This is a genomic window from Treponema pedis, from assembly GCF_017161325.1.
GTDB lineage: Bacteria > Spirochaetota > Spirochaetia > Treponematales > Treponemataceae > Treponema_B > Treponema_B pedis.
On the sequence record NZ_CP045670.1, the window covers coordinates 1,475,166 to 1,487,469 of the forward strand.

11 protein-coding genes and 1 pseudogene are annotated in these 12,304 nt (G+C 37.5%); 7 read left to right on the top strand and 5 right to left on the bottom strand.

What is annotated here, in order from left to right; translation table 11 throughout:
* The first annotated feature begins 10 nt into the window (after positions 1-10).
* From DYQ05_RS06600 to DYQ05_RS06620, 5 genes are read left to right on the top strand one after another with little or no spacing between them, the layout of a single operon-like run.
* Entirely contained in the window at positions 11-325 is a 315-nt protein-coding gene (locus DYQ05_RS06600) for an HU family DNA-binding protein (protein ID WP_024465777.1), read from the top strand.
* A gap of 1 nt (position 326) precedes the next feature.
* A complete protein-coding gene (gene lnt / locus DYQ05_RS06605; protein WP_206183128.1) occupies positions 327-1,934 on the top strand; it encodes an apolipoprotein N-acyltransferase in 1,608 nt (535 codons plus the stop codon).
* Positions 1,935-1,937: 3 nt separating this feature from the next.
* Entirely contained in the window at positions 1,938-2,354 is a 417-nt protein-coding gene (locus DYQ05_RS06610) for a bactofilin family protein (protein WP_020965220.1), read from the top strand.
* A 12-nt stretch (positions 2,355-2,366) separates the two neighbouring features.
* The gene (locus DYQ05_RS06615) at positions 2,367-2,873 is read left to right on the top strand and encodes a CinA family protein (RefSeq protein ID WP_024469193.1); all 507 of its coding nucleotides are present in this window, start codon (positions 2,367-2,369) and stop codon (positions 2,871-2,873) included.
* Between the two features lie 8 nt (positions 2,874-2,881).
* A complete protein-coding gene (locus tag DYQ05_RS06620; RefSeq protein WP_024469194.1) occupies positions 2,882-3,295 on the top strand; it encodes an EamA family transporter in 414 nt (137 codons plus the stop codon).
* Between the two features lie 8 nt (positions 3,296-3,303).
* Here DYQ05_RS06620 and DYQ05_RS06625 read toward each other — a convergent pair whose 3' ends face one another.
* Positions 3,304-4,599, bottom strand: a complete 1,296-nt coding sequence (locus DYQ05_RS06625; RefSeq protein ID WP_206183129.1) for an L-cysteine desulfidase family protein — start codon at positions 4,597-4,599, stop codon at positions 3,304-3,306.
* Positions 4,600-5,931: 1,332 nt separating this feature from the next.
* Between DYQ05_RS06625 and DYQ05_RS06630 the strand changes: the two genes are divergently transcribed.
* Positions 5,932-8,121 (top strand): methyl-accepting chemotaxis protein, encoded by a 2,190-nt coding sequence (locus tag DYQ05_RS06630; protein ID WP_194077303.1) that lies wholly within the window; start codon positions 5,932-5,934, stop codon positions 8,119-8,121.
* Positions 8,122-8,132: 11 nt separating this feature from the next.
* The gene (locus tag DYQ05_RS06635) at positions 8,133-9,485 is read left to right on the top strand and encodes a CCA tRNA nucleotidyltransferase (RefSeq protein WP_206183130.1); all 1,353 of its coding nucleotides are present in this window, start codon (positions 8,133-8,135) and stop codon (positions 9,483-9,485) included.
* A gap of 89 nt (positions 9,486-9,574) precedes the next feature.
* Here the strand turns inward: DYQ05_RS06635 and DYQ05_RS06640 are convergent, their stop codons facing one another.
* From DYQ05_RS06640 to DYQ05_RS06650, 4 genes and pseudogenes are all read right to left on the bottom strand, one after another.
* Positions 9,575-10,381, bottom strand: coding sequence for a phosphohydrolase (locus DYQ05_RS06640; RefSeq protein ID WP_206183131.1), 807 nt, complete (start codon positions 10,379-10,381; stop codon positions 9,575-9,577).
* Positions 10,382-10,476: 95 nt separating this feature from the next.
* Positions 10,477-10,871: pseudogene (locus tag DYQ05_RS13750) on the bottom strand (oxidoreductase dimerization domain-containing protein).
* Positions 10,784-11,836, bottom strand: a complete 1,053-nt coding sequence (locus DYQ05_RS06645; protein ID WP_252723263.1) for a dihydrolipoyl dehydrogenase family protein — start codon at positions 11,834-11,836, stop codon at positions 10,784-10,786. The pseudogene DYQ05_RS13750 and the gene DYQ05_RS06645 overlap by 88 nt, the downstream one beginning before the upstream one ends.
* 136 nt (positions 11,837-11,972) lie before the next feature.
* On the bottom strand, positions 11,973-12,197 hold the full coding sequence (locus tag DYQ05_RS06650; RefSeq protein WP_024465595.1) for a hypothetical protein: 225 nt from the start codon (positions 12,195-12,197) through the stop codon (positions 11,973-11,975).
* Positions 12,198-12,304: the final 107 nt, after the last annotated feature.

Consider the following 12,304-nt stretch of genomic DNA (forward strand, 5'->3'; position numbering starts at 1 on the left):
TGAATTAACTATGAAACAAAAACAATCAAAGAGCAATATAATAGATTCTATTTATAGAAACAATGAAGAGTATAAATTAAAACAAGTAAAAGGCATTGTAGACCTTTTTGTAGAATCGATTTCCGATTTGCTTAAAAGCGGTTCGGGGGTTGAAATAAGAGGATTAGGCACCTTTGAAGTTGTTCCCGTTAAGGCAAGGGCCAATGCGCGCAATCCCAAAACGGGCGAAAAAATGAAGGTAAAAGCTCATTGTAAGGTCCGTTTTAAACCGGCAAAGGATTTAAAAGATTCTCTTAAAGAATTAAGTCCGAAAAAATTGTCCTAAAATGAAAAGCGGAAAACTTTATTCGTTTAAATATAACCTTTTATTATCGCTGTCAGGTGTTATTTTATTTTACTTATCACATCCTAATAAGTTGGTACTTACCGGTATACCGGTGTTCGGATATATAGCGCTGGCACCGTTTTTTCTTTTAATAAAAAGGACAAGTTTAAAGTTTTCCGTTCTTTGGGGAGCGTTTTCAGGTTTTCTTTCATATTTGGCCTTTAATTTTTGGATTCTTTTTTTTCATCAGGCTGCCGTTTATGTAATTACGGGGTATTACCTTATTTTATATGCGTTATTGTTTGCCTTATTAAAAATTGTCGATATTTTTTTTCCGCGTTACGGCTTTATTTTTCAAGCCCTTGTCTGGGTAGGATATGAATACGTAAAAACGCTCGGCTTTATGGGGTATCCTTACGGAATTATAGGTTATACCCAATGGAATTTCCCGACGCTCATACGTTCAAGTGCGGTTTTAGGCGTTTGGGGTATTTCTTTACTGCTTGTTTTTTTTTCGTCGATATCGGCCGTATTTATTTATGAATTTAGTTTGAATAAATCTTTAAAAACAACCGTTAAACTTTACGGTAAATATGCCGCAATTTGGCTCGGCTGTTTTTGCGCTTTTTTTTTATACGGCATTTTCGCAAAAACTGATTATTCTTCATATAAAAAAGCTAAACTTGCCCTTATTCAACCTAATACCGACCCTTGGGTAGGCAATATTGAAGTTTATAAAAACAATTTTTATGATTTAAAAACCTTATCCGAAAGAGCAGTTGCTGAAAATTCCGATATTTCGCTTGTAGTTTGGCCCGAGACGGCATTTATTCCCAGAATAAAATGGCATTATAAATATTCAAGCGATATGCAGTCGGCGGCCCTGGTACGGAATTTATTGGAATTTTTAAATGGACAAACCGTTCCGTATTTAATCGGAAATGACGATGCTGTACCCATAGGGGAAACTGGAGAAGGCAGATTGGATTATAATGCGGCGATGCTTTTCATTCCTTCCAAAAATGTTATTCCGCCTGAACCCGATACTTATCGCAAAATGCACCTTGTTCCGTTTACCGAGCATTTTCCTTATAAGAATATTTTTCCGTTTATTTATAGACTTTTGGAAAAATCGGATACTCATTTTTGGGAGAGGGGGGAGGAGCGCTTTGTTTTTAATATAAACGGTATAAAATTCGGAACTCCCATTTGTTTTGAAGATTGCTTCGGCTATATTTCGGCGGATTTCGTTAAAAAAGGTGCTGATTTGATTGTAAATATGACTAACGATGCATGGGCAAAAAGTGCCGTGCCGCAATACCAGCATTTAAGTATGGCGGTTTTCAGGGCTGCGGAAAATAAGGTTCCCGTTGTCCGTGCCGCAAGTTCGGGACAAACTGCATATATAGACCCTAACGGGGAAATAAAAGCCATGCTGAAGCCGTTTTCAAAAGATGTTTTAACCGTGGAGGTGCCTATATTGACAGAAACCGCTAAAACGGTTTATTCTTTTGCAGGTGATTATTTTGCCGTAATAATATCGGTTGTAACTTTTTCCGCAGTTATAGCCGCCGCTATAAAAAGAATTTATCTTAAATTAAGGAGTTAAAAATTGAAAAAGAGCAATAAAAATAAAGAAAAAAATGTTACGGTTTTAGGTAAAGAAACCGTTTTTGACGGTGTAATGAAATTTTCCGAAACGCTGCAAATTGACGGAAAGTTTAACGGAGCTATAGATTCTCAAGGAGCTTTGATTATTTCAAAAACGGCGGATTGCAGAGTACAATATGTTAAGGCGGCTTCGATAGTGGTGGAAGGAGCGGTTGCGGGCTCTCTTTCCGCCGTCGATAAAGTGGATTTAAAGCCTCAATCCTCTGTGAGGGGTGATATTACTGCCGGAAGGATTAGAATTGCGGATAATGTTTCATTTGAGGGCTCGGTAAAGATGATTAGAAACAGCGGGTTTACCGAAAAAAATCTTTTTTCCATAAGTTCGGGGCAATTAAAAGAGCAATTAACCCGTCAATAGTAACTGTTTAAAGTGATTGATACATGTTTAATAAAGCGGAGTTTTTCGGAGCTTAAAAAACGGGGGATAAAACTTATTACCGCCGAATCCCTTACAGGAGGCTTAATTTCCTCCGAATTTACAAAAATAGCAGGGGCGTCGGAAACGGTTTGGGGCGGGTTTGTTACATACAGTCCCCAAGCAAAAATTTCGCTTTTGGGTGTTGAGCCTGAGATTATAGAAAGATACGGAGTTGTTTCCGCGGAAACGGCGGAGGCTATGGCTTACGGAGCTTTAAATGCGTTTTTAGCAAAAAATACGGGCGGGCTTGAGGCCGTTGCAATTGCAGTTACAGGTGTTGCCGGCCCCGATTCGCTTGAAGGAAAACCTGTAGGAACCGTTTTTACGGGTATTGCTTCTTTTTTAAAAGGGAATATGGAGTGCAAAACCTTTCAATTTTTATTTTCGGGAGATAGAAATCAAGTGCGTGAAAAAACCGTAGAAGCTGTTGCTGACGGAATTTCGGCTCTTTTTAATTAGAATTTTTTATGTGGAAAATACTTGCATTACTTTCGGCCGTGTTTGCGGCTTTAACTTCAATTTTAGCAAAATTCGGAATAAAAAATGTTAATTCTACGCTTGCAACGGCTGTCAGAACCGTTGTAGTGCTTATCCTTGCATGGGGCATAACGGCTGCAAACGGAAATATAAAAGATTTAAAAAGCTTAACAAAAAGTAATTGGATTTTTTTAATTCTTTCGGGAGCGGCGACGGGTTTATCGTGGATTTGCTATTTTAAAGCAATCCAAGCCGGAGAAGTTTCTAAAACCGCTGCAATAGATAAATTCAGTATAGTATTAACGATAATATTTTCGTTTATAATTTTAAAAGAAGCCGTTACGTTTAAAACCGTACTCGGCTGTATACTTATAACCGCAGGCACCCTTGTTATGATTTTGTGAAGCGTTTGCTAATCTTTTAACATAACATTTAATATTACACTGTCCGTTTGGCGCATTCCTTCAGCGGCCATTACTCCGACTCTCGCTATGGTTTTTTCTATATCGTCTTTTATTATACCGTCTCCGCCTGAAAAATATTTTCCGTCCATGGCAAGTTCATGTCCGAATAATGCGGAATCTAAAGATGCCGCTATTTTGGAAGCGCAAGATTGTTTTGCTCCGTCGCAAACTATTCCTGAAACAGTGCCGAGAGCGTTTTTTATTGTGCCGCAAATTTGGTCATAGCTTCCGCCTTTCATATATGTTACCGCTGCGGCACAGGCGGCTCCCGCAGTTACGGCACCGCAATATGCCGACAGGCGACCTATTCCGGTTTTTTGATGAATAGCCAGGAGGTTGCTGATAAGAAGGGAGCGGATAAGTTTTTCTTTGCTTACGCCCATTTCACGTGCGTAAACTATTACGGGAACCGAAACCGCCAAGCCTTGGTTACCGCTTCCCGAATTTGTTATTACGGGATAGGAGCAGCCGCACATTCTAGCATCGGAAGCTGCCGCTACTTCTCCTTCCGCTTGTATTTTAATTGAAAAGGCATCTCCTTTTCTTTGACTGTATTTTAAAATATTTTTTCCGGTTTCTACACCGTAAGAATTGGTTAAGCCGTCCTGCGCTACACGCGTGTTATATTCTATTTGTCTTAATATGGGCTCTTCGATAGAATTGAGATTTACCGTGTTTGCAAATTCTAAAATATCTTTTACATTTAAACAGGAACGGTCGGTTAAATCGCCGCTCGCGGCTTCCGGGCTGTAAGATTTTTTTAAGATAATTTCATCATTTAGTTTTAAAAGAACAAGGTTTGTATGTTGGTGAATCAGTTCGGCAATTCCCGTGTTTCCGTTTAATTTGCCTGTGATTTTTATGTGAAGAGTTGCAGGGGTATCCATAAGCTGAATTTTCGTACATTTTTTTTGAAGATACTTTTCGGCGGTTTTTACGTCATCGCTTGTTACGTCCGCTAAAACTTCAAGCCCCTTATCGGGGTTCCCTCCTATTATTCCTATGAGTGCGGAGGCTTCCATTCCCTTCATTCCTCCGGTGTTCGGAACTATAACCGATTTTGCATTTTTGATAATATTTCCGCTGCTTTCAATAAGAATTTCATCGGGGATTCCGCCCATAATTTTCCGTAAAGACGCTCCGGTATAAGCGATGGCGATAGGTTCCGTACAGCCTAAAGCGGGAACCAATTCTTCTTTTAAAATTTGAATATATTTTTCCGTTGTTTTTTCATCTAACCCCATAAATACCTTCCTATAAAATCATCAAGCGCAGATTTTATCAAAAATCGAGCATTGATGATTTTCAGCCGTTTCGTAATGCAATGAGAAACGGCAATAATAATTAAGTTTTGCTTTTAAGCAAAACTGAAAGTTTATATCAAAGCAATGTAACAACATTGCGCAGATTAAACCTTCCTATAAAATCATCAAGCGCAGATTTTATCAAAAATCGAGCATTGATGATTTTCCGCCGTTTCGCAACGAAGTGAGAAACGGCATATAATATCCGATGTTTGCCGAAAGGCAAACTCGACAGCGTTTTTAGACAATGCTATCTGCATTGCCTAAAATAAGCCTCCAGATAAAATCATCAAGCGCAGATTTTATCAAAAATCGAGCATTGATGATTTTCCGCCGTTTCGTAATGCAATGAGAAACGGCATACAATACACGACGTTTGCCGAAAGGCAAACTCGACAGCGTTTTTAGGCAATGCTATCTGCATTGCCTAAAATAAGCCTCCCTTTAAAATCATCAACCGCAGATTTTATCAAAAATCGAGGATTGATGATTTTCCGCCGTTTCGCAACGAAGTGAGAAACGGCATACAATATCCGATGTTTGCCGAAAGGCAAACTCGACAGCGTTTTTAGACAATGCTATCTGCATTGCCTAAAATAAGCCTCCAGATAAAATCATCAAGCGCAGATTTTATCAAAAATCGAGCATTGATGATTTTCAGCCGTTTCGTAATGTAATGAGAAACGGCATATAATATCCGATGTTTGCCGAAAGGCAAACTCGATACGGGCTTTAAAACGGCTGTCTTTGCCCGCTTAAAATATTTTCTTTATCTTTCGGTATATTACCCATAGATGGGGATTTATGTCAACAGGTTGCCGTTTTTGAGGTAAAGAAAAGGCATAAAGAAGTTTTTTTTATCGATTTATCTTGACTATAAAAATATCTTTGATTAACTTATTTACCTTAAACGGGTATTTTAATTTTTTGTACACGGGATTCCTTTATTTATAGTTTATTTCGCAGTTAAAAAGACTATATTCCGATTTTAGGTCTTATAGACAAACTGGAGAAATTTAAATAAAATTAAAAAACGGCAGGCTTATTTTAAATGATAGAAACGTCGCTTAAAAACACTGTCGCGGGCTTGTAAAACAAACCGGAAACTTTAAATTAAACGGCTTAGCTTAAAAATATTTATTCGGCGGTTGTTTATTGCAAACACGTATTATTGCACTTTTTCAGCTTAGCTTACAAAAGTGCCGGAAATCATAAATTTCAGAAATACGATGATTTCCGTGATTGATGATTTTGTCGGGAGGTATGCACGAAATGAAAAATTCTAATTCAAATATTGTAAACGGTAAGAAAAAGATTCCGTTAAAATTTAAATATGCGATTATTATTATCGTATTGGCTGCGATACCTGCAATAAGTGTAGGAGTAGGAGCTTATCTGTATATTGTTAATCAAAGTTACGAAAAACTGGATAGTGCATTTTATGATGCCGCTTCGGAATTTGATTCCAATTTAGGTATTTTCCTGGATAATTTATCCAAACTTAATTCCTCCATTGTAAAGTCCGATTTAATAAAAAATGCAAACGGAAAAATAACATCTTATATTAACTTAAAAGCCGATGAACCGGACGGAACGGTTAAAATGAATCCCGCAGCTTTCGGTAAAGAAGAAAAAGAAATTTACGATATGATGAAAACTTTTGTGGATTCTTATGATTCCATTCCCTATATGACCGTTGCGACGGAAATAGACGGAGGTATTTTAATATATCCTGCAACAAATAGAAAACCGGGCTATGATGCAAGAACAAGAAGCTGGTATAAAAATTGCGTAGAGAATGAATCCGAACAAATTTTATCAGACCTTTATATTTCATCATCAAACGATATTACGGTTGAGATTACCGATAAAATTTTGTTAAACGGCAAATTACAGGGAGTATTTTCCACTTCTGTTAATCTTTCGTATATAAAGGATATCATTGCACAAAAAGCCATAGGTAAAACCGGGGCCATAATAGCCATCGATAAAACGGGGGCTATCATAGCTCATACAAAATCTCCAGAGTCGGTAGGTAAGGATATCAATTCGCTTGGTTCCGAATATGCCGAAATTGTTCAGGCGGAAGACGGCCAAAATATTTATAAAACGATAGATTCAAAAAAATATATATTTAAATTGATAAGTTCTCAAAATAAAAAATTGGGCTGGAGATATATTTTAATTCTTGAATATGATGAATATACCGAAGTCGGAAGAAAAGTTTTATACAGACTGATTTTTGTAATTGTTCTCATTATAATCTTTTCAATACCGATATCGTATCTTATGTCGCTTAAAATTGTCAAGCTGTTAAAAAAAATAGGAACGGCAATGGCAGGTATAGAAACAGGGGATTTAACTACTTATTTACCGGTTGACGGAAATGATGAAATAGGGCAGATTTCGGAATATTTTAACCGTACTATAGAGAAGATAGGAGATTCCATAAAATCGATAGGAACAAACGCTTCCATAATGAAAAATGTAGGAGAAGAGCTTTCCGCTAATATGATGGAAACGGCGGCAACCGTTAATCAGATGACAACCGATATTGAAGATACGAAAGAACAAATAATGAAGCAATCTTACGGAGTAAAAGATACGGCATCTGCAATACAGGAGATGATTGAAACGATAAAACAGCTTGATTCTCATATCGAAATGCAAACCGCAAGTATAAGCGATTCTTCTTCCGCAGTGGAGCAAATGGTGGCTAATATTCAATCGGTTAATACTATTTTGCAAAAAAATAAAACTTTAATTGAAAAACTTGAAGAAAAATCAAATGATGTAAAAGAATCCGTAACATATACTGCAAGGGTAACTCAGGAAATAAGTGCGGAATCCGACGGCCTTTTGGAGGCCTCAAGCGTAATTCAGCATATTGCAAGTCAGACAAATTTGCTTGCAATGAATGCCGCAATTGAAGCCGCTCATGCGGGAGAAGCCGGAAAGGGTTTTGCCGTAGTTTCGGACGAAATAAGAAAGCTGGCGGAAGAATCAAGTTTACAGGGTAAAAATATAACTTCAGTTTTAAAAGCTCTGAAGGCCAAAATAGATAAAATTGCCGACGATTCTGTAAATGCCGAAAAAATCGTAAATGAAAGTTTTCAACTTACGGAAGCCGTTAAAATGCAGGAAGATACTATTCTTAACGCAATGCTTGAACAAAATGAAGGCAGCGGTCTTTTGTTAAATTCAGTCTCCGATATTTCAGCGGTTACCGATGAAGTAAAAAGCGGTTCAAGCGAAATGCTTGTAAATTCGGACAAGGTTTTATCGGAAATAAACAATCTTACTTCCGTAACCGAAAAAATAATTATAGATATGAATGCAATTGCTTCAGGCGTAGTTCAAATAAATAATGCCGTTAATGAAGTAAACGGTATAGCGCAAAAAAATAAATTAGGCACGGAAAATTTATTTATGGAAGTAAATAAATTTAAATTAAAACGGTAAATGCGGTTTTTATGTTAAAATATAATGTAAATAAAAACTTAAAAGAAGCGGCTTTAATTTTTTTGCAAGCAGGATTTTCGGTTTATCTTGTAGGAGGAGCTGTCAGAGACTGGGTTCTGGGTAAAAAGTGTAAGGATTACGATATAGCAACGGACGCCGCTCCTTATCAAGTGCAAAAACTTTTCCGCAAAACGATTCCGACCGGTATAGAGCACGGAACGGTTACCGTTTTATATAAGGGTGAGCAAATTGAATGTACGACTTTTCGTTGCGAAGCCGATTATTCGGACGGAAGAAGACCTGACACTGTAAATTATGTCCGCACTATACAAGAAGATTTAAGCCGCCGCGATTTTACTATGAATGCAATTGCGGTTAATCTTGCCGACGGTTCTGTAGTAGACCCGTTTAACGGAATAAAGGATATTAAAGCAAAACGGATTAAAACGGTAGGTGAGCCGGTTTTACGTTTCGGCGAAGACGGGCTCCGTCCGATTAGAGCTATACGTTTTGCAGCACAGCTTAATTTTCATATAGAAGAAAAAACTTTAAATGCAATTCCTCTTATGCTTGAAGTGTGTAAAAAAATATCCCCTGAAAGATTTAGAGATGAATTTATTAAAATACTTAAAACCGAAAATCCGATTATTGCATTAAAACTTTTGGAAAGTTCCGGTTTATTGAGAGAGTTTTTACCGGAGCTTTTTTTGTGCAGAGGTGTGGAACAAAGGGGTATGCATAAGTTTGATGTTTTGGACCATAGTTTTTTAGCCTGCAATGCCGCTCCTGCGGAAAATTTAATTGTACGGCTTGCCGCTCTTTTTCATGATATAGGAAAGCCTTCTACTCGTATCTTAAACGAATACGGTGATTATACTTTTTATAAACATGAAGTTGTTTCCGAAAAAATGACAAGAAGGATAATGCAGCGTCTTAAATTTTCAAATAAGGAAACTGATGAGGTTTGTCATTTGATTTTAAATCACATGTTTAACTACACTGATGATTGGAGCGATGCGGCCGTACGCCGCTTTATTGTGCGTGTAGCGCCTGAAAATATTTTAAACCTCTTCGCTTTAAGGCGTGCGGACGGGTTTGCCTTGACGGCTGAAACTATAGATTTACGCTCTTTACTCAATTTTCAAAAAAGAATTGAAAAGATTTTAGAAAGTGAAAATGCATTCAGCATAAAAGATTTAGCTGTAAACGGAAACGATTTAATTGCGGCTGGGATAGCTCCGGGACCCAAACTTGGTATAATTTTAAAAGAATTGTTTTCAACCGTACTCGATGACCCTGAACAAAACACAAAAGATAAACTTTTAAAAATTGCTCTTGCATTAAATGAAAGTATTAAAGAATGATTAATTATTTTTAGCTGTTTTTTATGACAATCCGCTTTTTTGCCCATAGTACAAATCATGGCTTTTATTGCAATTTTTTTCAGCAATATTTATAAATACTGTTTTGCAGTTCCGTCTCCGGATTTTGCAAAAAGAGAAATATATGGTTTAGCAGGACTCATATTTATTTTTCCCATCAATACTTCTTCGATTTGGAAAAAACCTACATCGCTGCTCATTAAAATATCTATTCTAATCGGTTTTTCTTCTCCTGCGGTAATATTTACGGACTCAATTGAGTTTGCGGAGTATTTATGAATATCTCCTATGCGGGCATCGGTATTCAGTTCAAGCGGAATTCTTGCCCTCCCTTTTTTCATATCACAGCCGTCCGCAATTAAAACTATTCCGGCTTCAAGCGAATTTATTTTTCTTGACGCCATATGCCCTATTATACATTCGCAGGTTAAGGCCTTTATTACCGCCCGTCTGGGATATGAAGTTATACCCAGTTTATCAAGAGTTCTTTCAATAATCGGAAGGGCAAGAGTCATAGAGAAAATTTCGTGGTCTTGCCGTGTAAGCGACATTCCTATGTCATGAAGATAGGCACTTAAAATTACGGCGCAATTACTGTCTTCTAAAGAGCCTGTTCCCTCTTTTTGCAAGCTGGTTTGGATATTTGCTTTTTGAAGAAGATTTAAAATTTTAATTGCGTTAGCCGTTACAAGTTTCATATGAACGGGGCCGTGGTCGTTATAGCCCAAGCGGACAATTGAAACGGAATTCGCATATTCCTGCAAGGCTTCAATTTCTTTATCTTCAATTAGAATACGTAAAAGACTTGTAGCAAAAACATCTTCTTTTACCAAATCCAAAAGATGTTTTTCAGTTGAAATTTCTTTTTGTGATTTCATAACCGCCCTCCGGCCGGATTAGGCAACCGCAAGGAAATGACCTTGCGGTTGTTTGTAAGTATATAAAGCAAAATTTAAATTTTACTTTAAACCGTTTACTTTTTATAAATTATATGTGTTGCGGATTTTTCCGCGTCTTCGACGGCTTCATAAAAGGCTTCTACTACAGTAGGATGAGGATACATTGAGTGAAGAATATTTTCACGCTTTGCACGGTTTTTAACAAGGGTTCCTATTGGGCCTATCATATCGGTAGCCGATGCGCACATCATTTGACAGCCTGCAAGACGGTCTTCTTCATCGAAAAGTACCTTTATAAAGCCTACATCGTGTCCCGATAAAACGGATTTTCCGTTTGAGCCCATAGGCACCTTACCGATTTTTACGGTTATGCCTTTCGCTTCAGCTTCTTTTCCGAAAGCCCGACGGCCGCAATTTCCGGAGAGCAATAAACGCAAGACGGAATGATATCGTTTTTTCTTTTTTGCAGTTGCCTGTTAAATTTTCTATAACCAAGCTTCCCTGGTTTTCCGCATTATGTGCAAGCATAACATTTCCCTTTACGGCATCTCCTATTGCAAAAATTCCTTGTATATTCGTCTGCATAAACTTATCCGTAATAATTCCTCTCTTATCGAATTCGATACCGGCATTTTCCAAACCTATATTGTTAATTTCCGCAATACGTCCGATACAAACTATTACCGCATCGGCTGTAATTTTTTCTTCCTTTTCTTTTAGAGTAAAGGTGCAGCCGGTTTTTTCAATCTTTGTAACAGCCGCTCCGTTTATTATTTTTACACCCTGTTTTTTTAAAACAAGAGCTTGCTGCATTGCCAAGTCTCTGTCGAAGGGCGGAAGGATTGTTTTTTCAAGTTCTACAACGGTAACTTCTTTGCCGAGCTTTGCGTACATGGTTGCGAATTCAATGCCGATAACTCCGCCGCCTATGATAATTACGCTTTTAAAATCTACGGGTGAAGAAGCTAAAATATCATCGGAGGTAAGAGCGTTTTCGATTCCGCTTATAGGCGGTGCGAATACGGAAGAACCGGTTGCAATAATCAAATTTTTAAATTGAAGAGTTTGCCCGTTTACTTCCACGGAAGATTTTGAGGTAATTTTTCCTTCTCCGTTAAAAAATTCGACGCCGGCATTTTCTATAAGTTTTTCAATACCGTTTACAAGTTTTTCTACAACGGCATTCTTTTTTTCATAAACGGTATTTATATCGTATTTTAAATTTTCTCCTGAAAGACCCAAATCGTTTTTTGCAAAACTTCCGAATACTTCTGCGGTATGAAGAAGGTATTTTGTAGGAATACAGCCCCTGTTAAGACAGGTTCCTCCAAGTTTATTTTTTTCGATAAGAGCGGTTTTTAAACCGGCTCTTCCCGCTTTTATAGCGGCAACATAACCGCCCGGGCCTCCGCCCAAAACAAGTACATCATACATATAAAACTCCTATGTGTAAGAGTATACATTATAAAGGTAATAATTACAAGAGAAGTCAAAAAGATTTAAGGATAAGAAATTTTAAAAGCCTGAACCTCTCTCGGGATATCGAGAAAAGGGTCAGGCTTAAAATCGGCTAAGCTCTGCCTGCCGAAACTCCTCTTGCAATTGCAGATACGAATTCGTTTTCGTACCATTCCTGCGAGAAGGGGAAGTGGTTTCGCAAAACAGGTCGGAGTTTCATCTCTACCTTTTCTTTGCAATCTTCACACACATCGTATTCACGAATATGCCAGTAGGTTCTTCCCTTAATTGGTTTTACTAATTCTTTACCGCAAATATCACAGCTTAATGTTTTCATCGTTACACTCCTTATGACGATTAATATTCACAATTATACTACATTTTACCTTATTTTTCATACTTTGTCGAGTAAAAAAGGCATTTTTTTACGGGTTTTTATTGAAT